Source organism: Streptomyces sp. RLA012, assembly GCF_056270325.1.
On record NZ_JBWDPA010000002.1, the window covers coordinates 8,918,989 to 8,940,971 of the forward strand.

A 21,983-nucleotide genomic window follows, 5' to 3' on the forward strand; every position below is an offset into this window, starting at 1 on the left:
CGTTTGTTCTGGTGGGGCTTCTGGGCTGTTTTCCGATGCGCGCTGGGAAGGCAGCAGAAGACGCTGAGTTTCATGGACTCCTACATGCTGTGGCGCCGGTCGACGTTCTCGCGGAGCTCATGCAACGGATCGACCGGCTCGGTGAGGTCGCCACGGGGGGCGGTCGGGAGATCGCTCGTTCGCAACACGCGTACGCGGCGCTGCTGGACCTCGTCTACCGGCAGTTCCTTGAGGCGGGTGGCTCGCCCGCGTGAGTAGCCCCGTGAAGGCGTAAGGAGTGGGGAAGGCCCCGGCGGCGACGCCGGGGCCTTCCCCACTCCAGTCCGTTCTACAGGTACTTACAGGTACTTCTTGATCTCCTGGCGGGCCAGCGACCGCTGGTGGACCTCGTCCGGGCCGTCCGCGAGCTTCAACGTACGCGCGCTCGCCCACAGCTCCGCCAACGGGAAGTCCTGGCTGACACCGCCCGCGCCGTGCAGCTGGACCGCCTTGTCGAGAATGTCCACGACCGCGCGCGGAGTGGCGATCTTGATGGCCTGGATCTCGGTGTGGGCGCCCTTGTTGCCGACCGTGTCCATCATCCAGGCCGTCTTCAGGACCAGCAGACGGAGCTGCTCGACGGCGACGCGCGCGTCCGCGATCCAGTTCTGGACCACACCCTGCTGAGCGAGCGGCTTGCCGAACGCCGTGCGGGACACCGCACGCCGGCACATCAGCTCGATCGCCCGCTCGGCCATCCCGATCAGCCGCATGCAGTGGTGGATGCGGCCGGGGCCGAGCCGCGCCTGGGCGATGGCGAAGCCGCCGCCCTCCTCGCCGATGAGGTTGCTCACGGGGACGCGGACCTGGTCGAAGACGACCTCCGCGTGCCCGCCGTGGGAGTGGTCCTCGTAGCCGTACACCTGCATGGCGCGCCGGACTTCGAGACCCGGGGTGTCGCGCGGGACCAGGACCATGGACTGCTGGCGGCGGATGTCGGGCCCGTCCGGGTCGGTCTTGCCCATCACGATGAAGATCTTGCAGTCCGGGTTCATCGCCCCGGAGATGTACCACTTGCGGCCGGTGATGACGTACTCGGCGGAGCCGTCGGAGGACCGCTCGATGCGCGTGGTGATGTTGGTGGCGTCGGAGGAGGCCACCTCCGGCTCGGTCATCGCGAACGCCGAGCGGATCTCGCCCGCGAGCAGCGGCTCCAGCCACTGCTTCTTCTGCTGCTCGTCGGCGAACTGTGTGAGCACCTCCATGTTTCCGGTGTCCGGCGCCGCGCAGTTCAGTGCGGTGGGCGCCAGGTGCGGGCTGCGGCCGGTGATCTCGGCGAGCGGCGCGTACTGGAGGTTGGTGAGCCCGGCGCCGTACTCCGCGTCGGGCAGGAAGAGGTTCCACAGGCCCTGCCTGCGCGCCTCGGCCTTCAACTCCCCGACCACGGCGGGTGTGTCCCACGGCGAGGCCAGCCGGGCGCGCTGCTCCTCCGCCACCGCCTCCGCCGGGTAGACGTACTCGTCCATGAAGGCGAGCAGCTTCCCGCGCAGTTCCTCGGTGTGCGCGTCGAATGCGAAGTCCATTGCGGATCAGCCTTCCTGAAGAGTGGTCAGGCCGCGCTCGATGAAGACCGGAACCAGTTCACCGATACGGTCGAAGCCCGCGCCGACCGTCTGGCCGAGCGTGTAGCGGTAGTGGATGCCCTCCAGGATCACGGCGAGCTTGAACCAGGCGAACGCCGTGTACCAGGCGACGTCGGACACGTCGCGCCCCGAGCGCGCGGCGTACCGCTCGACGATCTCGGCCGGGTCCGGGTGCCCGGCGGCCGAGGCGGTCGTGCTGATGGGGGAGTCGGGCAGGTTCAGCGGCGCGCTGTACATCACCAGCAGGCCCAGGTCGGTGAGCGGATCGCCGAGCGTGGACATCTCCCAGTCCAGGATGGCTCTGATCCGGTCGACGCCGTCCCCTGGCTCGTTCGCCCCGGGGGTGCTCTCTGCCTCACTCGCTGTGCCGATGAGCACGTTGTCGAGCCGGTAGTCGCCGTGTACGACCGAGGGCGCGGGAGAGTGCGGCAGCGCGCGCCCCAGGGCCGCCTGCAGCTCGTCGATCCCGGCCAGCTCACGGTTCCTGGACGCGTCCAACTGCTTGGCCCAGCGCCGCAGTTGCCGGTCGAGGAAGCCCTCGGGACGCCCGAAGTCGGCGAGGCCCACCGCGGCGGGGTCCACGGCGTGCAGCTCGACGAGCGTGTCGACGAGCCCGAGCACCGCGTTCCGGGTGCGCTCGGGGCCGAGCGCGGCGAGCTGCTCGGCGGTGCGGTAGGGGGTGCCGTCCACGAACTCCATGACGTAGAAGGGCGCGCCCAGCACCTCCACGTCCTCGCACAGCAGCACCGGACGCGGCACGGGGACGGCCGTCGGGTGCAGCGCGCTGATCACCCGGTGCTCGCGCTTCATGTCGTGCGCGGTGGCCAGCACATGCCCGAGCGGAGGACGTCGTACGACCCATTTGGCGGTGCCGTCCGTCACCGCGTAGGTGAGGTTCGACCGTCCGCCCTCGATCAGCCGGCCGGTGAGGGGGCCGTTCACCAGACCGGGCCGCTCATGGTCGAGCAGGCCGCGCAGCCGGTCGAGATCGAGACCTGGCGGGTGGTCGGGGCTCATCTTTTCTCCTACGCGCGAGGGAAGAGGACGTGACCATGATGCCGACCAGTCGGTATGTCGTCCAGCGCGTGGGCGAAACGTGATCGGCGTCTCCCTCCGGGGGGCCGGGGGAGACGCCGAGTGCGCTCGTCGCGTCTAGTGGTCGTCCCAGTGATCGTCGTGCTCGGCGTGCCGGTGGCCGTCGTGCAGATAGTCGAGGTGGTCGCCGTGCTCGACCGAGGGGTGTCCGCAGCCCTCGCCGTGCCGGTGGCCGTGTCCGTCGTGCGAGACATGGCCGCCCGGCTCGCACTCGTCCCAGTGCCCGGAGTGCTCCCGGTGCAGATGTCCGTCGTGCGCGTAGTCGACGTGGTCCCCGTGCGGCACCGCCGCGTGGCCGCAGTCCGGGCCGTGGGTGTGCTGGTGGGCCGAGTGCTCCAGGTGGAGGGTGGTCATGGCGCTCGCCTTCGTGAGTGGCGTGAAATGACGGCTCAGGCTAGCGCCGGAAAGGGCCGCATCCATTGTCATTTGCGCCGTTACGCCCCATTTGATCCCGATGAGAACACCAGTGCCGCCGCGCACACGGCGAGGGCGACCGTGCACAGGGTCGCCGCCGTCGCGTGCCGCGCTGCCAGTGCGGGCGGGCCGTCGGTGTCGGACGCGGCCAGTACGCGGATACGGCGGTGTGCGATCGCCAGGAAGCCCAGCCACAGCGCGCAGCACAGGACGCAGGCCACGACGCCGGTCCCCGACAGCCCGCCGTGCAGCGCCGTCTTCGCCGCGAGGACCGCGGCCACGGTGCTCGACAGGGTCGTACGCCGCCACGCGAGCCGCGTGCGCTCCGGCTGCAGCCCCGGGTCCCGCTCGGGACGGCACTCCGGGGCGGGCGCGGTCATCCCTCCCAGCCGACGAGGACGACGAGGACCATCGCGACGGCCACGACCGCGACGGCGATGCCCAGCAGCGCCGGGAAGCGCGACACGGGCAGGTCCTCCCCGCGCCGCATCGCGCGCTCGCAGCGCACCCAGTGGTTGACGGCCCGCAGTGAGCAGAGCACGCCCGCCGCCAGCAGGGCCAGGGCGAGGCCGACCCGCCAGGCCCACCGCAGGTCGGGCAGGAACTGATCCACCGCGAAGCCCCCGCCGATCAGCGCCAGCGCGGTGCGCAGCCAGGCCAGAAAGGTCCGCTCGTTGGCCAGCGAGAACCGGTAGTCGGGCGTCCGGCCCTCCTGCCGTACCGCCTCGGGGGCGAACCACAGCCGGACGTTCCGTACGAATTCGATCACGCCCAGGACCCTACCGGGGCCCCGTGGCGGCTCAGTCCGTACCCGTCGCCCGGTAGTCCGTCAGGCGCTCGTACGCCGCCAGACCGTCCGGCACCCATGTCCAGTCGGCCAGGTGCCGCTTCACCTCCTCCTCGGTGAGGAAGTCGTGCCAGGCGACCTCCTCGACCTGGGGGTTCACCGGGAGGTCGCAGCGGACCTCGTAGACGGCGGACCACCAGGTCCGGCCGGATCCGTCGTCGTAGAGGAACTTGAAGAGGGGGACGGGCCGGGGGAGCCCGGAGACGCCGAGTTCCTCCTCGGCCTCGCGCAGGGCCGCGTCGTCGTACGACTCGCCCGCGCCCACGACCCCGCCGACGAACATGTCGTACAGGGAGGGGAAGACGAGCTTGGTGGGCGTGCGGCGATGGACGAAGAGACGGCCCCCGGCATCCCTGGCCTGGATGAACACGCACCGGTGGCGAAGACCGCGGGCGTAGGCCTCGCCGCGCGGGGACTGCCCGACGACCACGTCGTTCTCGTCCACGATGTCGAGGATCTCGTCAGCGGCGCTCATGTCCCCATCCAAGCAGTCCCGGACCGAAACGGTCGCCGGTGCGCTCCGGGGCGAGGCCGTGGCCGACCTTCAACGCGGCTGAAGGTCCCGCGCCGGTTCCGTCCTCGCGGTGCCCCTCGGCATCGCGGGGTGCAGGCCCAGCAGCAGGATGCCCACCACGATCGCCGCGAGCCCCGCCGCCTCCCAGGCCAGCGCCCCCACGTCCGTACGCAGCCGGTCCCCGAGGAACCCCACCCCGCACACGATCCCGGCCAGCGGCTGGGCCGCGGTGAGCGCGGGCAGCGACATCCGCAGCTCCGCCGTCTCGAAGGCGCTCTGCACCAGCACCAGGCCCGTCACCCCGAGGACCAGTACGCCGTACGGCTGCCAGCCGGTGATCAGCTCGCTCAAGCCGCCGTCGCCGAACCGCTCCCCGCTGACCCGGGTGAGCGCGTCCTGCACGCCGTACAGCAGCCCCGCGGCCAGCGCCAGCAGCACGGGCGCGGCGCTCAGCCGGGAGCGCTTGGCATAGGTGGTGAGCAGCAGCGCGAGCCCGACCATGATCCCGATGATCAGCCAGTGCCGCAGCGGATCGCCGACCGCGTCGCCGCCCATGGGCCGGCCCGCCACGATGAACGCCGAGACTCCGCCCGCGAGCAGCACGAGCCCCGCCCAGCCCTGCCGGCCCAGCGGGTGCTTGGTCTGATGGCGGGAGAGCGCGAGCGCGAACAGCAGGTTCGTCGCGAGGAGTGGTTCCACGAGGGAGATCTCGCCCTTGCCCAGGGCGACCGCGCCGAGCACCATGCCGCACACCATCAGCCCGATGCCGCCCAGCCACCGCGGCACCCGGATCAGGTCCAGCAGCAGGCGGGGGGAGAGGAAGTCGCTCAGCGGGGCCTGCGAGGCGACGTTCTGCTGGAGCACGAAGCCGAAGCCCAGACAACAGGCCGCGCTCACCGAGAGGATCAGAACGAGAACCGACACGCTGGGTACCTCGATACATCGGGAGTCGGAGCGGGTCACAGGTGCGTATTCCCGCCGACTGTAGTGCCACGAACCGGGGCCTGCCCACGGGAGTACCCGGAACCGGGCAGTTGACTCGGTCACTCCTCTTGCCGAAGGATCTGACCGATCAGTAACAACGCCTGGTCGGTTGCGTCACTGTGCCCGATCGACCAGTACCGATGTCTGACGCCTTCCGTACCACTGTCTCATCAACCAGCCACGATGCCGACGGCTCGTGACGAAGCCGACATGATCGGTCATGCTCCGTCATGAGCCTTCATGCGCCTCCACGAGCCGTCGGAACGCCGAGAGGACGGGCCCATGGCCTACGACGCAGATGTGATCGTGATCGGAGCGGGCCTCGCGGGGCTCGCCGCGACCGCGGAGCTCGTCGACGCGGGCCGCACGGTGATCCTCCTCGACCAGGAGCCGGAACAGTCGATCGGCGGGCAGGCCCACTGGTCCTTCGGCGGCCTCTTCTTCGTGAACTCGCCCGAGCAGCGTCGGATGCGGATCAAGGACAGCCACGCGCTCGCCCTCCAGGACTGGATGGGCACGGCCGCGTTCGACCGTCCCGAGGACCACTGGCCGCGCCGCTGGGCCGAGGCCTATGTGGACTTCGCGGCCGGCGAGAAGCGGTCCTGGCTGCACCGGCAGGGGGTCCGTTTCTTCCCGGTGGTCGGCTGGGCGGAGCGCGGGGGCTACGACGCCAACGGCCACGGGAACTCCGTGCCGCGCTTCCACATCACCTGGGGGACCGGGCCGGGGCTGGTCGCGCCCTTCGAGCGGCGGGTACGGGCCGGGGTCGCGCGCGGTCTCGTCCAGCTGAAGTTCCGCCACCGGGTCACCGGGCTGGCCCGCAGCGCGGGCGCCGTCGACACCGTCACCGGGGAGATCCTGGAACCGTCGGGCACAGCGCGCGGACAGGCCAGCAGCCGTACGGTCGCCGGGGCGTTCGAACTCAAGGCGCAGGCGGTGATCGTCACCTCGGGCGGCATCGGCGGCAACCACGAACTGGTCCGCGCCAGCTGGCCCGAACGGCTCGGCACCCCACCCGAGAAGATGATCTCGGGTGTGCCCGCGCACGTCGACGGCCGGATGCTGGCGATCGCCGAGGAGACGGGTGCGCACCTCATCAACCGCGACCGCATGTGGCACTACACCGAGGGCATCCAGAACTGGAACCCCATCTGGGACAACCACGGCATCCGCATCCTGCCGGGCCCGTCCTCCCTCTGGCTGGACGCGCGAGGAAACCGCCTCCCCGTACCGCTCTTCCCGGGCTTCGACACCCTCGGCACCCTCGAACACATCATGAAGACCGGCTACGACCACACGTGGTTCGTGCTCGACCAGAAGATCATCGGCAAGGAGTTCGCGCTCTCGGGCTCGGAGCAGAACCCGGACCTGACCGGCAAGTCGATCAAGGGCGTGATCGGCCGGGCGCGTGCAGACGTACCCGGCCCCGTGAAGGCGTTCATGGACAACGGTGCGGACTTCGTCGTCGAGAAGGACCTCGGCGCCCTCGTCCGCGGCATGAACGCCCTCACCAAGGAGTCGCTGATCGACGAGGCCGCGCTGCGCCGGGAGATCGTCGCGCGCGACCGGGAGATCGCGAACCCCTTCACCAAGGACCTCCAGGTGATGTCGATCCGTGGCGCCCGCAACTACCTCGGCGACAAACTGATCCGCACGGCCACGCCGCACCGCATCCTCGACCCCAAGGCGGGTCCGCTCATCGCCGTCCGCCTCCACATCCTCACCCGCAAGACCCTCGGCGGCCTGGAGACCGACCTCTCCTCGCGCGTACTGACCGAGGGCGGCGACCCGCTCACGGGCGTGTACGCGGCGGGTGAGGCCGCCGGCTTCGGCGGCGGCGGGGTCCATGGCTACCGCTCCCTCGAAGGTACGTTCCTCGGCGGCTGCCTCTTCTCCGGCCGTACCGCGGGCCGCGCGGCGGCGAAGGCGGTCGGCTGACCCCGGAAAGGACCCCGGCTCCGGCCGGGGCTCCGGCCCGGCATACCGCGGGCGGGGTGGTGGTCCGGGCCCCGCCCCCGGCATACCGCGGCCGGGTCGATGGAGCGTGCCCCGCCCCCGGTGTGACGCGGCCGGGTCGATGGAGCGTGCCCCGCCCCGGTACGACGTGGGCGGGCGGCGACCGGTGACCCAGCCCCTGCGCGACGCGGGCGGTTCGATTTTCAACTCCCCCCTCGACAAGGGCTGTTGGAACGGGTACCGGATCAACCCGGCCTTGACTTAAAGCCTCAGCCAAGGGTTTGCTGTCCGTGATCACTCCCTGACTGGCCGCGTCTGTGAGGAAGCCCCGCGGTGTCGCCACCCCCGCCACCCCCGCCACCCCCTCCCCTGGGCCGCGGCCGCAAACGCGCGGCCCAGGCCTTCGACGCCGCCCTCGACGACGCCGAACTCATCGCCGTGCGCGCCTCGTTGGCGCAGGGACGCTGGACCGCGGTCCGCGCACTGCTCGCCGCGACCGGCGACGACTGGGACCGGCGCGGACACCGCGTCACCGTCCTCGCGCAGGAGCCCACCACCCTCGCCTGGGCCCAGGACTGGCAGCTCGCCGAACCCGAGTCCGCCGACGCCGCCGTACTCCTCGCCTGCGCCACCGTCCAGCGCGCCCTGTGCGGCAAGGACCGCCCGGAGCGGGCCCGCGAGGCCTGCCACGCCGCGGCCGCGCTCGCGCCCGCCGACCCCACGCCCTGGCTCGGCCTGCTGATGCTGGAGCGTTCGCTCGGCAGCGAGGACGACGTGGTCCGGCTCTTCGACGAGGTGCGCCACCGCTACCCCGACCACCACCACGCCCACCACCTGATGGTCGCCCGGCTCGCCGAGCGCCGTGCCGAGGCGGGGCAGGACCCGCTCCACGAGGTCTACGACTTCGCGAACTGGGCGGCCGAACAGGCCCCCGCCGACTCGCCGTTGGCGATCCTCCCCGTCGTCGCGCACGCGGAGCGCTATCGCGTGCTGGCCCTCTCCGGCAGCGAGCCCGCCGACCCGGTCGCCTCCGGGCACTGGGTCGGCCGCCGCGCCCGCCAGGTGATGAAGGCCGCGTTCGACTGGTGGCTGGAGTGGGAGCGCGAGGACCACCCCCGCCGCCTCCTCGACCTCAACTTCCTCGCCCACGCCAAGTTCTGCGAGGGCCGGGGTGCCGAGGCCGCCGCCCTGTTCCACCGCATCGGGCCGCAGACCACCCCGGTGCCGTGGTCGTACCCGGACCGCGACCCGTACAGAGCCTTCCGCGCCGCCCGCGACAGCGCCCTCGGCACGACGTGACCCACCCGAAGCGGACCCGACGCCAGACCCCGAGCCGGATCCCACGTCAGACCCCGAGCCCGACCCCGAGCCAGACCCCGAGCGAAACCCGAAGAAACAACCGCAAGAACGAAACCCGAGAGGACAACCCCGCGATGACGACGGGCAGTTCGAGCACATCGAGCACATCGAGCAGTTCGAGCAGTTCGAGCAGTTCGAACACGGGTGGACCGGCCGCGGCCGGTGGCGCCATCAGTACCTTCAAGGGCCAGGACCGCGCCCTGCACGCAGGCCGGCTCGGCACCGGAGGCCTGCTGCTCTCCGTCCTCGCGGCGACTGCGCCCCTCATGGTCGTCGCAGGTGTCATGCCCACGGCATTCGCGGTGATGGGCATCGTGGGGGAGCCACTGATCTTCGTCATCCTCGGCGTGGTGCTCGCGCTCTTCAGCGTCGGGTACGCCGAGATGAGCCGCCACGTCCACAACGCGGGCGCCTTCTACGCCTACGTCGCCCGTGGCCTCGGCGGCACCGCCGGCGCCGGCGCCGCCGCGGTCGCGCTCGTCGCCTACAGCGCGCTCCAGTTCGGCATCTACGGCATCTTCGGCTTCGAGGTCTCAGGGCTGTTCGCCACCTACGCCGATACCGAAGTCGCCTGGTGGATACCGGCGTTGGTCGCCGTCCTCGCCGTCGGCGCGCTCTCCTGGCTGAAGATCGACGTCAACGCGCGTGTACTCGGCATCCTCCTGGTCGTCGAGGTGGCGCTCGTCGTCGTCTTCGACATCGCCGCCGTCGCCGACCCCGCCAAGGAGGGCCTCTCGCTGCACGCCTTCAACCCCGACACGCTCACCGGGGCGGGCGTCGGCACCGCACTGTGCTTCTGCATCGCCGCCTTCACCGGCTTCGAACAGGCACCGGTGTACGCCGAGGAGACCAGCCGCCCGCACATCCTCGTCCCGCGCGTGATGTTCCTGGCGATCGGCTTCGTCGCCGTCTTCTTCGCGGTCAGCTCCTGGGCGCTGACCGTCGCCGCGGGCCCCTCCGGGATCGTCGGCGCCGCGCAGAAGCAGAGCGCGGGGCTGCTGTTCTTCCTCACCGAGTCACGCCTCGGCGGCACGTTCACCGACGTCCTGCACGTCCTCTTCGTGACCGGGATGTTCGCCGCGCTGCTCAGCTTCCACAACGTCGTCGCCCGGTACGCCTTCGCCATGGGCCGCGAAGGACTGCTGCCCTCCGCCTTCGGCCGCACCACCGGCACCAGCGGCGCCCCCGGCACCGGCTCGTTGCTGCAGACCGCCGTCTCCGTGGTCGTGCTGGTCGCCTTCGCCGTGACCGACGACAAGCCGACCGGCGACCCGACCGCGCCCGTACTGCACCTGTTCACCTGGGCCGGCAACGTCGGCGCGCTCGGCGTCATCCTGCTCATGGCGGCGGCCTCGCTCTCCGTCATCGTCTTCTTCGCCCGGCGCGGTGCCGCCCGGGCCCAGGCCTGGCGCCTGGCCACCTCGGCGATCGCGGGCGTCGCCCTTCTCGTGATCGCGGGCTACACCGTCAAGGACTTCGACATCCTCGTCGGGGCCGGTCCGGACTCCGCGCTGAGCTGGCTGCTGCCCGCCCTCGTCGGAGCCGCCCTGGTCGTCGGCCTGGTCCAGGGCCTGCTGCTGCGTTCCCGCAAGCCCGAGGTGTACGCCCGTGTCGGACTCGGCAACGAGGCGTTCCAGCTGGACAAGGCGGCGGAGTCCACGCCCTGACGGATGTCCGGGACGTCCGGGATGTCCCGGTGCTGTCTGAGAATTGGTTACGGAAATCTGACGGGCACCCGCTGCCGCTGGCGTCAAGGGGGTCGCGGGTGCTCGTATGGATGGGTGAACCCTGAACAGTCCGCGGAGCAGGGACCGGAACGTCCCGACGAGTCCGGGGCGCCCATCGGGCGCCGGGTCCTGCTCGGCACGCTCGGCCTCGGCGCGCTCGGTGTGCTGGTCGCGCCCCCGCTCCAGCGCGGCCTCGAATCCGTTTTCGCCGGTGACCCCACCGGGCTGACCGGCCTGCTCCCCAACGGCGGCGGCTTCCGCTACTACTCGGTGACCTCGTCCGTCCCGCACAAGGGCGCGGCCGACTACCGCCTCACCGTCGACGGTCTGGTCGACCACCCGCGCACCTACACCCTGGCCGACCTCAAGGCACTGCCGCAGACCCGGCTCGTGCACGACGTGCAGTGCGTCACGGGCTGGCGGGTGCCCGGCACCCCCTTCGAAGGGGTACGGCTCTCGGACCTCCTCGACGCCGCGGGGGTGCGCCCCGCCGGCCGGGCGATCCGCTTCACCTGCTTCGACGGGGCGTACACCGAGAGCCTCACGCTCTCGCAGGCCCGGCGCCCCGACGTCCTGGTGGCCCATCGCATGCAGGACAAGCCCCTCGGCCACAGCCACGGCGGCCCGGTCCGCCTCTACGTCGCCCCCATGTACTTCTACAAGTCCGCCAAGTGGCTCTCCGGCATCACCGTCACCGAGGACGTCCGTCCCGGTTACTGGGAGGACAGGGGCTACGACGTGGACGCATGGGTCGGCCGCTCGAACGGACGCGACGATGCACCCACGAGTTGACGACCCCCCGGCCCTCGCCACGCCCTCCTCGCGCGTACGGCGCTTCAGCCGCGCCGAGCGCTGGGTGCACCGGGTGACAGCCCTGCTGATGGGCGTGTGCGTGGCGACCGCGGCCTGCCTGTACCTCCCGACGTTCGCGGAGCTCGTCGGCCGCCGCGAACTGGTGGTCAGGGTCCACGAGTGGGCGGGCCTGCTGCTCCCGGTCCCCGTCCTGGCGGGCCTGGCCTCCCGCGCCTTCCGCGCGGACCTGGGCCGGCTGAACCGCTGGGGCCCGCACGACCGCAGATGGCTGCGCGCGGCGCTGCGCCGGGACCGGCACCCCTCGTCCCGCCCCGCGGCCAAGTTCAACGCGGGGCAGAAGACCTACGCCGCCTGGATCGCCGGCGCGACCCTGGTCATGCTCGGCACCGGCCTGCTCATGTGGTTCACCCACCTCACGCCCTTGATGTGGCGCACCTCGGCGACCTTCGTCCACGACTGGCTGGCGCTCACGATCGGCATCGTCCTCGCCGGCCACATCGGCATGGCCCTCGGCGACCCGGAGGCCAGACGCGGACTGCGCACGGGCTCGGTCAGCAGGGAGTGGGCCGAACGCGAGCATCCGCTCTGGCGGCCCTGGGCCGACAGGGCCCGGGCCGACGGGGCCAGGCCCGACGAACCCCGCCGCACCCCACTGGACCCCTGACCCATGGCCCCTGGACCCCCAACCCCTGGACCCTCAGGAGCTGCCCGGTCGATGGTGTGACCGGGCGGTGGCCAGAGCGTTGGTCCGGGCACGGCACGGGGTGGTCCGACAGACGCGGGAGGGAGCGGTTGCGTCCGGTCCGGGCCGGCCGACGGGCGGCCGGTCCGTGCTAGCCGACGGCCGGCAACAGGCGCCACGGATCCTCGGCTCCCGCCGGGTCGAGCAGGGACGCGGCGCGCAGCGCCCTGTGGCTGTAGCGTGCCAGGCTGCGATCGTGAGCGGCCATGCGTGCGGGGTCGTCCCCCATGGCCCGGTGCATGATCCGCAGGACCCGGTGCGCACGGTCGTCCGTAGCGTGGGTCGCCCGGTCCCACACCTGCTGCCGCAGTCTGCGGGCAGCCTCCCTCTCTCCGGTCTCGTGCAGGTAGCAGAACGCGTCCCGCACATAGGCCGAACAGTCTTGCCAGTCCTGTGCGCGCCGGGCGTTGTGGTAGTTCGCGATGACCGCGAACAGCAGCAGTTCCTCGTCGGACCCCGCGTCGCCCAGGACCTGGGGTGCGATGTTCTGCATGAGGAAGGCCGCCCCGTAATAGGCGCGTTCCACGGGATCCGCGGCCTGAGCCGCCTCGCGGAGCATGGCCGGTTCGGATACGGCCACCCGTTGTTCGAGCTCGTTCAGCCAGCACACGACAAACCCTGTGAACTGTTTTCCAGCGACGGTGTACAGCTCACCAGTCATCCGTTTGCCGCCTTTCGACCAGTTGCGGCGTCACGAGCCCACCCGGTTGTGCGTTGTGTCGATCCCTGCATGGACCCGTTTCCCCTCATTGTCGCGTTGTGATCAGCACTGCCCCTTCGGGCTGTACTGTCTGCCCTTTCCGGCACCAGGGCCCCCTCGCACGGTTGTCCGGGAAGCCGCCGGCACGGTGGGGATCCCGGTCGGTTGCCCAGGGCGGCAGCCGCAGTCCGTCGCCTCCCCGCCGCGGCCTTCCCGGCTTGACCTCCGGGGACAGTGACGAGCGGGAACGTGTGGGCCCGGCATCCGGGCGGAGGCCCTGCCGGCTCCGTTCCACTTGCCGACTCCTACGGGCCGGAGGGGCCGAGCGTTCACGGAGCGATCTCCGGCACCTTTCTGGAACTGTTACCTGTTCGACCCGTTGACACCCCGCACCCTCCCTCTTAGTGTCAGCCAACGTTCTGAACGCATGGCGGCATTTCGAACGGTCGAGAGGTAACTGCCCTGCGCATCACCGGATTCAGTACATACGTGAACGTGACGCCGTGGTACGACTCGGCATGCGTTCAACTGCGCGCCGGCAGCGGGATCGCGAGTGTCGGCACGACCTGGATGCCCAGGAGGGTGGGGGGCCACGCCGACGTACCGATCGGCGATCTGTGCGAACACCGAGGTTCTTGAGCCCCAACTGCACTAATGTGGCGGGGACTTGAGCATCAGCCAGCTCGCTCAGGGCTACTGGCAGTTCACTCCCATGGAGATGTGCACCCAAGACCCTCGACGACCTCGGCGGTTACGTGCGGATCTACAAGGTCGCCGAGCTGACCCGCCGGGCGCCCCGCTCCACCCGAAGTGAGGGCTGTCCGGGCCCGGTTCCACCCGTACGGCATCCATCTGTGGGGACCTGAGCCTGGACGGCGCACAGCCGACTCGCGTTCGACCTGCTCGTCGGCTGCCCGGTCCGCTCCACCGCTGCTTCCCCACAGACATCAGATACGCCGTTATCTCTCTCGACGACGAGAAGATCAAGGAAAGATCATCATGCGCAACCGCAGAGCCGTCCTCGCCGCCGCTGCCTCCGTCGCCCTCACGTTGTCCGCCTGCGGCAGCCAGAACACCTCGGGCGGCTCCAAGGGCGGCACCATCGGCATCGTGATGCCGACCCAGGACTCCCCGCGCTGGATCACGGACGGCAAGAGCGTCGCCAAGGACCTGCAGACCAACGGGTACGAGACCAAGCTGGTCTACGGTCAGAACGACCCGAAGGCCCAGGTCTCACAGATCGACAACCTGATCACGCAGGGCGTCAGTGCGCTGATCATCGCGGCCATCGACAACAAGTCGCTGAACAACGTGCTCCAGAAGGCCGCCGACGCGCACATCCCGGTGATCTCCTACGACCGGCTCATCCTCGGCACCAAGAACGTCGACTACTACGCCTCCTTCGACAACGAGCAGGTCGGCCGGCTCCAGGCCCGCTACATCATCGACAAGCTCGGCCTGGAGGACGGCAAGGGCCCGTACAACATCGAGCTGTTCGCCGGCTCCAGCGACGACAACAACACCAAGTACTTCTTCGACGGCGCGATACACCTCCTGCAGCCGTTCCTGGACAGCAAGCAACTGGTCGTCCAGTCCGGCCAGACCGCGCTCAACAAGGTCACCACACTGCGCTGGGACGGCCCCACCGCGCAGAAGCGCATGGACAGCATCCTTGCCACGTCGTACAAGAGCAGGACCGTCGACGCGATCCTGTCGCCGTACGACGGCATCTCCATCGGTGTCCTGGCAGCGCTGAAGGCGGACGACTACGGCTCCGTCAGCAAGCCCCTCCCGGTCATCACGGGTCAGGACGCCGAACTGCCCTCGGTGAAGTCGATCATCGCGGGTCAGCAGTCGGAGACCGTCTACAAGGACAGCCGCCTGCTCGCCGAGGTGGCCTCGAGCATGGTCCAGGACGTGCTCAACGGCAGGAAGCCGAACATCAACAACACCGGGACCTATAACAACGGCACCAAGGTCGTGCCCGCCTATCTGCTGCAGCCGGTCAGCGTCGACAAGACCAACTACGACAGTGTTCTGGTCGGGGCCGGCTACTACACCGACGCCGAGCTCAAGAAGTAGCCGCACGACCATGGCGGAACCCCTCAGGCCCCGAGAGCGGTCCTGCGGGTCATCCTGCCGACTCACCTGCGGACGTCGGCCCCGTGGGTACGCGACGGTGCTCATCAACGGCTGGGCACCGTCCTGGCGATCAGGAAACAGATCCCGGTCGTGAGGAAGCGGCTGCTCAAGGGCGAGCGTGCTCAACGGCGAGCGCCCGCCCCCGATGCGTGCCATGCCCGGACCGGCGATCCGGCCACCGCCCGGTCACACGATCGACCGGACAGCTCCTAAAGGTCTAGTCCTCTAGTTCTCCGGGCCCCTGGACCTCTGGAACCCCTGGACCCCGAAGTCCAGCAGCACCTTGCACGAGCGGCTCCGGTCCGCGGCCAGTGTGAATGCCGACTCCGCCTCACCGAGCGGGACCACCGCGCTGACCAGGGAGTCGAAGCGGGGCTCGGCTGCGAGCAGTACCAGCGCGTCGTCGAACTCCTGGTCGAAGCGGAACGCGCCCCGCAGCTCGATCTCCCGGCTCACCACCAGGTTCCCCGCGAACGGGCTCTGCCCCGGCGGCAGCATGCCGAGCTGGACGACGACCCCGCCGCGCCGCACCAGGCGCAGACAGCTGTCGAGGCCCGCGGCCACCCCGGACGCCTCGACGGCCACGTCGACCTCCGGGGGCCACCCGGGATCGGCGGGATCGTCGGCCCGTACGACCGTGTCCGCGCCCGCGGCGGCGGCGTACGACAGCGCCTTCGGCAGCAGGTCCGTCACGGTCACCCGGGCCGCGCCCGCGGCCTTCGCGGCAGCCACCACGAGACAGCCGATGGGCCCCGCCCCCGTCACCAGGACATGGCGGTCCTTCATCGCACCGGCCCGCCGGACCGCGTGCAGCGCCACCGACAGCGGCTCGGCGAGCGCCGCCCGCCGCAGCGGGAGCCCCACCGGCAGCTCCCTCACCTGCCGGGCGGGTACCACCACTTGGGACGCGAACCCGCCCTGCACATGCGGTGTACGCGCCGCGCTGCCCAGGTACCGGGTGTCCCGGCAGACATTCGCCCGCCCGTCGACGCACTCGGGGCACACCCCGCACGGTGTCGCCGGGTGCACGGCGACGGCCGTACCCGGCGTGGGACCGGTGCCCCCGTCGCCGTACGCCACGACCGTCCCCACCACCTCGTGGCCCAGCACCATCGGCTCCCGCAGCCGGAAGTCCCCGACGCCGCCGTGCCGCCAGTAGTGCAGATCGGACCCGCACACCCCGCCGTACCGGACGGCGACGAGCGCCTCGCCGGGGCCGGGGGACGGGACCGGCAGTTCGTCGACCCGCAGGTCGCCCTGCCCGTGAATCACACAACCGAGCATCGCCGAGCCCCTTTCACAGCACACTCGTCATACCGCCGTCGACGTACAGCACCTGCCCGCTCACGAAGTCCGCCGCGGGCGAGGCGAGGAAGAGCAGCCCGCCGACCAGGTCCTCCGTACGGCCCCACCGCCCGGCCGGGGTGCGCCGCCGCACCCAGGCGCTGAACTCCTCGTCCTCGACGAGGGGCTGGGTCAGCTCGGTCTCGATATAGCCCGGGCCGAGCCCGTTGACCTGCACCCCGGCCGGACCCCAGTCCGCGCACATGCCCTTGGTGAGCATCTTCAGCGCGCCCTTGGTGGCCGCGTACGGGGCGATGCCCGGCCGTACGACCTCGCTCTGCAGGGAACAGATGTTGATGATCTTGCCGTGGCCGCGTTCCGTCATCCGCCGGGCGGCCTCGCGGCCGACCAGGAACGCGCTCGTCAGGTTGGTGTTCAGGATCCGGTGCCAGTCCGAGTCCGTGAACTCCAGGAGCGGGGCCCGCAGCTGCATGCCCGCGTTGTTGACGAGGATGTCGAGCGGGCCCACCCGGTCCTCGACCTCCGCCACTCCGGCGGCCACCGAGGGGCCGTCGGTGACGTCGAAGACCGCGGTGCGGACGTCCCCGGGCAGTTCCGCCGCGGCCTTGGTGAGCCGGTCGGCGTCCCGCCCGTTGAGGACGACCGTGCAGCCCGCCTCCAGGAGCCCACGGGCCAGCGCGAACCCGATGCCCCGGCTGGAGCCGGTGACCAGGGCCGTACGTCCGCCGATGTCGAACAGGGGGTGACTCATCCCCGTACTCCCGTCTCTCGTCCTCGTATCCCTATATGACCAGCGACAGCAGCAGGACGAGCCCGCCGGCGACCACGGAGATGATGGTCTCCATGACGGACCAGGTCTTGAGGGTCTGGCCGACGCTGAGGCCGAAGTACTCCTTGACGAGCCAGAATCCGGCGTCGTTGACGTGGCTGAAGAAGAGTGAGCCGGCGCCGATGGCGAGGACGAGGAGGGAGGTGTGGGCGGTCGACATGTCGGCCGCGAGGGGGGCGACGAGGCCGGCCGCCGAAATGGTGGCGACGGTCGCGGAGCCGGTGGCGAGGCGGATGATCACGGCGATCAGCCAGGCCAGCAGCAGGGCGGGGATGGACCAGTCCTTGGAGATGTCCAGGATCATCTGGCCGACGCCGGAGTCGATGAGGGTCTGCTTGAAGCCGCCGCCCGCGCCGACGATGAGCAGGATGCCCGCGATGGGGGCGAGGGACTTCTCGACGGTGGTGGAGATGCGGTCCTTGGTGAAACCGGCGGCGCGGCCCAGGGTGAACATGCCGACGATGACGGCTGCGAGCAGGGCGATCAGCGGGGAGCCGATGATGTCGAAGACGCGCTGCACCATGTGGGTGGGGTCGTCGACGATGATGTCGACCAGTGCCTTGGAGAGCATGAGGGCGACGGGCAGGAGCATGGTGGCGAGGGTGGCGCCGAAGCCGGGGCGCCGGTCGAGGTCCTCGGAGGCGCGGGTGGGGATCATGCGGTCGGGGGCGGGGACGTCGACCCAGCGGGCGGCGTAGCGGGAGAAGAGCGGGCCCGCGATGATCACGGTGGGGATCGCGACGAGGACGCCCAGGGCGAGGGTGATGCCGAGGTTGGCCTTGACGGCGTCGATGGCGACCAGGGGGCCGGGATGCGGCGGGATCAGGCCGTGCATGACGGACAGGCCGGCCAGGGCGGGGATGCCGATGCGCATCAGGGAGTAGTTGCCGCGTTTGGCGACCATGAGGACGACCGGGATCAGCAGGACGATGCCGACTTCGAAGAACAGCGGCAGGCCGATGACGGAGGCGATCAGGACCATGGCCCAGGGCATGGCGCGGCCGCCGGCCTTGGCGAGGATGGTGTCGACGATCTGGTCGGCGCCGCCGGAGTCGGCGAGGAGTCTGCCGAGGATGGCGCCGAGGGCGATGAGGACGCCGACGCCGGCGACGGTGGAGCCGAGGCCGGTGGTGAAGCTGGTGATGGTCTTGTCGAGGGGTGCTCCGGCGAAGGCGCCGAGGGCGAGCGAGCCGATGGTCAGGGCCAGGAACGCGTGCAGTTTGAACTGGGTGATGAGCAGGACGATGACGGCGATGCCCGCCAGCACGGCGATACCCAGCTGGGCGTGGCCCGCCGAGGTGATCGGCTCGACGACGTCCGCTGCCAGCATCTCGACGCTGAGTCTGGTCACGGTGATTCCCTTGCTTGAGAAACGTATGCGGGGGAGGTGCGCGGTGGAGAGGAGTTCCTGCGGGAGGTGCTTGCGGGGCAGGTGCTCCTGCGGAAGTGGAAGTGCTCGCAGGGCAGGAAGGTGCTCCTGCGGAAGTGGAAGTGCTCGCAGGGCAGGAAGGTGCCCCTGCGGAAGGTGCTTGTGCGCCAGGTGTTACGACGAGGGCTGAGCGGCCAGGCGCCGGAGCGCGGCCACGGCCCGTTCGGTGATCTCGCCGGGGTCGCCGGAGACGTCCACGGAGACACCCGCCTCGTCCGCTTCGAGCGGCTGGAGGGTGGCGAACTGCGAGTCCAGGAGCGCCGTCGGCATGAAGTGCCCCTGACGGTGCGACATCCGGTCCTCGATGAGCGCGCGGTCACCGGTCAGATGGACGAAGACGACCCCGGGCGCCTCGGCCCGCAGCCGGTCGCGATAACTGCGCTTGAGCGCCGAGCTGCTGACCACTCCGCCGAGCCCGTGCCGGTCGTGCGCCCAGCGGCCGATGGCGTCCAGCCACGGCCACCGGTCCTCGTCGGTCAGCGGCGTCCCGGCCGTCATCTTGGCGATGTTGGCCGGGGGGTGGAAGTCGTCGCCCTCGGCGTACGGAACGCCGAGCCGGGCCGCAAGCAGGGGACCGATGGTGGTCTTGCCGGTGCCCGCGACGCCCATGACCACAACGACATGGGGGGTACTCATCGCTGCCTCACTGTCTCGTCACTCTCTCGTCGACATCTGGTGTCGACGACACTGAAACTCATTAGGTACGACGAATTCAAGAGTCTGTGACATATAAGTCTGACTTTTTGTTCCCGAGCTCCGCCTCGTACGCTGGCCCCATGACCACACGGGGCCGGGGGCTGCACGGACATGTACTGGAAGCCCTCGGGCCGGCGATCACCGCGGGCGAGTACCCGCCGGGGAGCGTGCTGCGCACGGACGAACTCGCGCAGCGCTTCGAGGTGTCCCGTTCGGTGATGCGTGAGGCGGTCAGGGTGCTGGAGTCCATGCACCTGGTCGAGTCCCGCCGCCGTGTGGGGGTGACGGTCCGCCCCAAGGCCGAATGGAATGTGTACGACCCTCAGGTCATCCGGTGGCGGCTGGCCGGCGCCGACCGCCCCCACCAGCTGCGTTCGCTCACCGTGCTGCGCTCGGCGGTCGAACCGGTCGCCGCGGGCCTGGCCGCCAAACACGCCACCGCCCAGCAGTGCGCCGAACTCACCGAGTGCGCCCTCGGCATGGTCGCGACCTCACGCGGCCATCAGCTGGAGGCGTATCTCGTCCATGACGTGGACTTCCATCGGGTGATCCTCAACGCGTCGGGCAACGAGATGTTCGCCCGCCTGGGCGATGTCGTCGCGGAGGTCCTGGCGGGCCGCACCCATCACGAGGTCATGTTCGAGGACCCCGACCCCGCCGCCGTCACCCTGCATGTCCAGGTCGCGGAGGCGGTCCGCGGGGGAGACGCGCCCCGCGCCGAGGAACTCACCCGTGAGATCACGGTCGGCGCGCTCCAGGAGCTGGACGTCCTCGCGCCGTAGGTCCTACTCCGGGAAGTCGCCCCTACTCCGGGAAGTCGCCGTCCACGTACACCCAGGCCCCGTCGACCCGCTCGAACCGGCTCCGCTCGTGCAGCGAGCCGCCCCGGTAGGAGGCACGGAACGTCACGGTGCCCACGGAGTGGAAGGCCGACCCCTGCCCCGTGTCGAGGATCTCCAGGCCGGTCCACCGCATCCCGGGGTCGAACTCCACCCGGGCCGGCCGTGTCCGCGGATGCCAGGTCCGCAGCAGATACCCCTCGTCCTCCCGTACGAAGGCGCAGTACCGCGACCGCATCAGGCGTTCGGCGGTCGGCGCCACGGCCTCGCCGCGGTGGAACCGCCCACAGCACTTCGCATACGGCTCGGGCAGCCCGCACGGGCAGGTACGACTGGTCATGACCGCCATTCTCCCTATGCCTGTGCCTACACCTACTACGCCTATGCCTACGCCGAGTCGGCGTTGGTCGGCGGGTACGTCGGCCGGGCCGGAACCGGCGCGGTCGGTGCGGCAGGCACGGACGGGGTGGGCAGCGGCGGCAGCTTCGGCGCGTACAGCCAGGCCCCGAACAGGTCGTCCAGCGGCTCGGCCGAGTAGCGGGCGGCATGCGCGGTGAAGGCCGCCGTGGTGACGGAGCCACCCCGGTGCAGGCCGGCCCAGCCGCGCAGCATACGGAAGAAGGCCTCGTCACCCATCGCGCAGCGCAGCGCGTGCATGGTCAGCCCGCCGCGCTCGTAGAGCCGGTCGTCGAACATCAGCTTGCGGCCCGGATCGGCCAGCACCAGATCCCGGGGCAGCCCGGACAGCTTCCGGTGCGCGAGGGCGGCCAGCTGCTGCGCCGGGCGTCCGCCCGACCGCTCCGACCACAGCCACTCGGCGTACTTCGCGAACCCCTCGTTCAGCCAGATGTGCCGCCAGTCCGCGATGGACACGCTGTTGCCGAACCACTGGTGCGCCAGCTCGTGCGCGACCAGCCGCTCCGACCTGCGCGCCCCGTCCACGTGATTGGCGCCGAACAGCGACAAGCCCTGTGCCTCGACGGGGACATCGAGCTCCTCGTCCGTCACGACCACCGCGTACTCGCCGAACGGATACGGCCCGAAGAGCCGTTCGAACAGCTCCATCATCGCGGGCTGGCGCGCGAAGTCCCGGGAGAACTCGGCGAGCAGGTGCGCCGGCAGATGCCCGGTCTGCGGTATGCCGCCGAGCCCCGGGTCGCCGAGCAGCACCGTCTGGTACTTCCCGATGGACAGGCCGACCAGATAGCTGGAGGTCGGCGCCGCCTGCTCGTACACCCAGGTGGTGGTCGACGCCTTCGTCGTACGGGTGAGCAGCCGGCCGCCCGCCACCACCGAGTACGCCGACGGCGTCGTGATCGAGATCTGGTACGAGGCCTTGTCGGCGGGGCGGTCGTTGCACGGGTACCAGGAGGGCGCCCCGATCGGCTGGCTGGCCACCAGCGCCCCGTCCTCCAGCTCCTCCCAGCCGATCTCGCCCCAGGGGCTGCCGACCGGCCTGGGGTTGCCCGACCACTGCACCTCCACGGTGAAGGCGGCCCCGGCCCGGATCGGCTTCGGCGGACGGATGCGCAACCTGCCGCCCCGGTGCGTGTAGTGCGGTGCCTTGCCGTCGACGCGGACCCGGCCGAGCCGGAAGTCGGCCAGGTTGAGCTGGAACTCGTTGAGCGGGGCCCGGCCCGCTATCGCGTTGAGCCGCGCGGTACCGGCCAGCCGGTTCGGGCCGGGGCGGTAGTCCAGCGCGAGCTCGTACCGGTGCACCCGGTAGCGGGGATCACCGTTGGCCGGGAAGTACGGGTCCGATCCCACTGTCTGCTGAACGCTCACGCTTGCGTCTGCTCCCTGCGCTGTGCTCGTACATGCCGGTGCACCGTCCCCGGACGCCGTACGGGCCGCGCAGGTCCTGTCGTCAAACTTTCCGTCGTCCGCCCGTGAGGCGGGCCCTGCGCCCGCCGCGGAGCGGCTGGTGTTTGCCGTGGGTGCGTGTTCTCGGCGTGCCGGGCGAAGGCCCT

Annotated in this window: 23 protein-coding genes; 8 read left to right on the forward strand and 15 right to left on the reverse strand. The window is 70.6% G+C overall.

The window, feature by feature from the left end:
- Positions 1 to 89 precede the first annotated feature (89 nt).
- Positions 90 to 254, forward strand: coding sequence for a hypothetical protein (locus tag RV986_RS40780; protein ID WP_475922202.1), 165 nt, complete (start codon positions 90 to 92; stop codon positions 252 to 254).
- Between the two features lie 84 nt (positions 255 to 338).
- Here RV986_RS40780 and RV986_RS40785 read toward each other — a convergent pair whose 3' ends face one another.
- The 7 genes from RV986_RS40785 to RV986_RS40815 all read right to left on the reverse strand — a co-directional run bounded on the left by RV986_RS40785 (position 339) and on the right by RV986_RS40815 (position 5,416).
- Positions 339 to 1,562 (reverse strand): acyl-CoA dehydrogenase family protein, encoded by a 1,224-nt coding sequence (locus RV986_RS40785; protein WP_475922203.1) that lies wholly within the window; start codon positions 1,560 to 1,562, stop codon positions 339 to 341.
- A 6-nt stretch (positions 1,563 to 1,568) separates the two neighbouring features.
- On the reverse strand, positions 1,569 to 2,639 hold the full coding sequence (locus RV986_RS40790) for a phosphotransferase family protein (protein WP_475922204.1): 1,071 nt from the start codon (positions 2,637 to 2,639) through the stop codon (positions 1,569 to 1,571).
- Positions 2,640 to 2,774: 135 nt separating this feature from the next.
- A complete protein-coding gene (locus tag RV986_RS40795) occupies positions 2,775 to 3,071 on the reverse strand; it encodes a hypothetical protein (protein WP_475922205.1) in 297 nt (98 codons plus the stop codon).
- Positions 3,072 to 3,151: 80 nt separating this feature from the next.
- Positions 3,152 to 3,511, reverse strand: a complete 360-nt coding sequence (locus tag RV986_RS40800) for a DUF202 domain-containing protein (protein ID WP_475922206.1) — start codon at positions 3,509 to 3,511, stop codon at positions 3,152 to 3,154.
- The gene (locus tag RV986_RS40805) at positions 3,508 to 3,900 is read right to left on the reverse strand and encodes a YidH family protein (RefSeq protein WP_475922207.1); all 393 of its coding nucleotides are present in this window, start codon (positions 3,898 to 3,900) and stop codon (positions 3,508 to 3,510) included. The genes RV986_RS40800 and RV986_RS40805 overlap by 4 nt, the downstream gene beginning before the upstream one ends.
- Before the next feature lie 31 nt (positions 3,901 to 3,931).
- Entirely contained in the window at positions 3,932 to 4,453 is a 522-nt protein-coding gene (locus tag RV986_RS40810) for an NUDIX hydrolase (protein ID WP_475922208.1), read from the reverse strand.
- A gap of 69 nt (positions 4,454 to 4,522) precedes the next feature.
- Positions 4,523 to 5,416, reverse strand: coding sequence for a DMT family transporter (locus RV986_RS40815; RefSeq protein ID WP_475922209.1), 894 nt, complete (start codon positions 5,414 to 5,416; stop codon positions 4,523 to 4,525).
- Positions 5,417 to 5,758: 342 nt separating this feature from the next.
- On the opposite strand from RV986_RS40815, the gene RV986_RS40820 reads away from it, so the two are divergent.
- Together RV986_RS40820 and RV986_RS40825 are read left to right on the forward strand one after the other, a co-directional pair.
- Positions 5,759 to 7,414, forward strand: coding sequence for an FAD-binding dehydrogenase (locus RV986_RS40820; RefSeq protein WP_475922210.1), 1,656 nt, complete (start codon positions 5,759 to 5,761; stop codon positions 7,412 to 7,414).
- Between the two features lie 351 nt (positions 7,415 to 7,765).
- A complete protein-coding gene (locus tag RV986_RS40825; RefSeq protein ID WP_475922211.1) occupies positions 7,766 to 8,731 on the forward strand; it encodes a hypothetical protein in 966 nt (321 codons plus the stop codon).
- Between the two features lie 46 nt (positions 8,732 to 8,777).
- Here RV986_RS40825 and RV986_RS40830 read toward each other — a convergent pair whose 3' ends face one another.
- Positions 8,778 to 8,933, reverse strand: a complete 156-nt coding sequence (locus RV986_RS40830; protein WP_475924748.1) for a hypothetical protein — start codon at positions 8,931 to 8,933, stop codon at positions 8,778 to 8,780.
- On the opposite strand from RV986_RS40830, the gene RV986_RS40835 reads away from it, so the two are divergent.
- The 3 genes from RV986_RS40835 to RV986_RS40845 all read left to right on the forward strand — a co-directional run bounded on the left by RV986_RS40835 (position 8,866) and on the right by RV986_RS40845 (position 11,995).
- Positions 8,866 to 10,458: an APC family permease gene (locus RV986_RS40835; protein WP_475922212.1), complete on the forward strand. Its 1,593-nt coding sequence runs from the start codon at positions 8,866 to 8,868 to the stop codon at positions 10,456 to 10,458. The two genes, RV986_RS40830 and RV986_RS40835, sit on opposite strands and share 68 nt — an antisense overlap.
- A gap of 114 nt (positions 10,459 to 10,572) precedes the next feature.
- The gene (locus RV986_RS40840) at positions 10,573 to 11,310 is read left to right on the forward strand and encodes a molybdopterin-dependent oxidoreductase (protein ID WP_475922213.1); all 738 of its coding nucleotides are present in this window, start codon (positions 10,573 to 10,575) and stop codon (positions 11,308 to 11,310) included.
- A complete protein-coding gene (locus RV986_RS40845; protein ID WP_475922214.1) occupies positions 11,294 to 11,995 on the forward strand; it encodes a cytochrome b/b6 domain-containing protein in 702 nt (233 codons plus the stop codon). Before RV986_RS40840 ends, RV986_RS40845 begins: the two co-directional genes overlap by 17 nt.
- A 169-nt stretch (positions 11,996 to 12,164) precedes the next feature.
- Here RV986_RS40845 and RV986_RS40850 read toward each other — a convergent pair whose 3' ends face one another.
- Positions 12,165 to 12,734, reverse strand: coding sequence for a hypothetical protein (locus RV986_RS40850; RefSeq protein ID WP_475922215.1), 570 nt, complete (start codon positions 12,732 to 12,734; stop codon positions 12,165 to 12,167).
- Positions 12,735 to 13,772: 1,038 nt separating this feature from the next.
- Between RV986_RS40850 and chvE the strand changes: the two genes are divergently transcribed.
- Positions 13,773 to 14,855 (forward strand): multiple monosaccharide ABC transporter substrate-binding protein, encoded by a 1,083-nt coding sequence (gene chvE / locus RV986_RS40855; RefSeq protein WP_475922216.1) that lies wholly within the window; start codon positions 13,773 to 13,775, stop codon positions 14,853 to 14,855.
- Positions 14,856 to 15,140: 285 nt separating this feature from the next.
- On the opposite strand, the gene RV986_RS40860 is transcribed toward chvE, so the two are convergent.
- The 4 genes from RV986_RS40860 to RV986_RS40875 form a co-directional block, all read right to left on the reverse strand.
- A complete protein-coding gene (locus RV986_RS40860; protein WP_475922217.1) occupies positions 15,141 to 16,199 on the reverse strand; it encodes an L-idonate 5-dehydrogenase in 1,059 nt (352 codons plus the stop codon).
- A gap of 13 nt (positions 16,200 to 16,212) precedes the next feature.
- On the reverse strand, positions 16,213 to 16,971 hold the full coding sequence (locus tag RV986_RS40865; RefSeq protein ID WP_475922218.1) for an SDR family oxidoreductase: 759 nt from the start codon (positions 16,969 to 16,971) through the stop codon (positions 16,213 to 16,215).
- Between the two features lie 31 nt (positions 16,972 to 17,002).
- On the reverse strand, positions 17,003 to 18,400 hold the full coding sequence (locus RV986_RS40870) for a GntT/GntP/DsdX family permease (RefSeq protein WP_475922219.1): 1,398 nt from the start codon (positions 18,398 to 18,400) through the stop codon (positions 17,003 to 17,005).
- Between the two features lie 192 nt (positions 18,401 to 18,592).
- Positions 18,593 to 19,114, reverse strand: coding sequence for a gluconokinase (locus RV986_RS40875; RefSeq protein ID WP_475922220.1), 522 nt, complete (start codon positions 19,112 to 19,114; stop codon positions 18,593 to 18,595).
- Positions 19,115 to 19,254: 140 nt separating this feature from the next.
- Here RV986_RS40875 and RV986_RS40880 point away from each other — a divergent pair, with 140 nt between their 5' ends.
- A complete protein-coding gene (locus RV986_RS40880; RefSeq protein ID WP_475922221.1) occupies positions 19,255 to 19,956 on the forward strand; it encodes a FadR/GntR family transcriptional regulator in 702 nt (233 codons plus the stop codon).
- Between the two features lie 22 nt (positions 19,957 to 19,978).
- On the opposite strand, the gene RV986_RS40885 is transcribed toward RV986_RS40880, so the two are convergent.
- Entirely contained in the window at positions 19,979 to 20,353 is a 375-nt protein-coding gene (locus tag RV986_RS40885; RefSeq protein WP_475922222.1) for a YchJ family protein, read from the reverse strand.
- A 47-nt stretch (positions 20,354 to 20,400) separates the two neighbouring features.
- Positions 20,401 to 21,798: a M1 family metallopeptidase gene (locus tag RV986_RS40890; RefSeq protein ID WP_475922223.1), complete on the reverse strand. Its 1,398-nt coding sequence runs from the start codon at positions 21,796 to 21,798 to the stop codon at positions 20,401 to 20,403.
- Positions 21,799 to 21,983 lie beyond the last annotated feature (185 nt).

What these genes read in the sequence shown, in the direction of transcription:
- RV986_RS40785 (WP_475922203.1), bottom strand. Translation starts at nt 1,562, where the DNA reads ATGGACTTCGCATTCGACGCGCACACCGAGGAACTGCGCGGGAAGCTG.
- RV986_RS40790 (WP_475922204.1), bottom strand. Translation starts at nt 2,639, where the DNA reads ATGAGCCCCGACCACCCGCCAGGTCTCGATCTCGACCGGCTGCGCGGC.
- RV986_RS40795 (WP_475922205.1), bottom strand. Translation starts at nt 3,071, where the DNA reads ATGACCACCCTCCACCTGGAGCACTCGGCCCACCAGCACACCCACGGC.
- RV986_RS40800 (WP_475922206.1), bottom strand. Translation starts at nt 3,511, where the DNA reads ATGACCGCGCCCGCCCCGGAGTGCCGTCCCGAGCGGGACCCGGGGCTG.
- RV986_RS40810 (WP_475922208.1), bottom strand. Translation starts at nt 4,453, where the DNA reads ATGAGCGCCGCTGACGAGATCCTCGACATCGTGGACGAGAACGACGTG.
- RV986_RS40820 (WP_475922210.1), top strand. Translation starts at nt 5,759, where the DNA reads ATGGCCTACGACGCAGATGTGATCGTGATCGGAGCGGGCCTCGCGGGG.
- RV986_RS40835 (WP_475922212.1), top strand. Translation starts at nt 8,866, where the DNA reads ATGACGACGGGCAGTTCGAGCACATCGAGCACATCGAGCAGTTCGAGC.
- RV986_RS40845 (WP_475922214.1), top strand. Translation starts at nt 11,294, where the DNA reads ATGCACCCACGAGTTGACGACCCCCCGGCCCTCGCCACGCCCTCCTCG.
- RV986_RS40850 (WP_475922215.1), bottom strand. Translation starts at nt 12,734, where the DNA reads ATGACTGGTGAGCTGTACACCGTCGCTGGAAAACAGTTCACAGGGTTT.
- chvE (WP_475922216.1), top strand. Translation starts at nt 13,773, where the DNA reads ATGCGCAACCGCAGAGCCGTCCTCGCCGCCGCTGCCTCCGTCGCCCTC.
- RV986_RS40860 (WP_475922217.1), bottom strand. Translation starts at nt 16,199, where the DNA reads ATGCTCGGTTGTGTGATTCACGGGCAGGGCGACCTGCGGGTCGACGAA.
- RV986_RS40865 (WP_475922218.1), bottom strand. Translation starts at nt 16,971, where the DNA reads ATGAGTCACCCCCTGTTCGACATCGGCGGACGTACGGCCCTGGTCACC.
- RV986_RS40875 (WP_475922220.1), bottom strand. Translation starts at nt 19,114, where the DNA reads ATGAGTACCCCCCATGTCGTTGTGGTCATGGGCGTCGCGGGCACCGGC.
- RV986_RS40880 (WP_475922221.1), top strand. Translation starts at nt 19,255, where the DNA reads ATGACCACACGGGGCCGGGGGCTGCACGGACATGTACTGGAAGCCCTC.
- RV986_RS40885 (WP_475922222.1), bottom strand. Translation starts at nt 20,353, where the DNA reads ATGACCAGTCGTACCTGCCCGTGCGGGCTGCCCGAGCCGTATGCGAAG.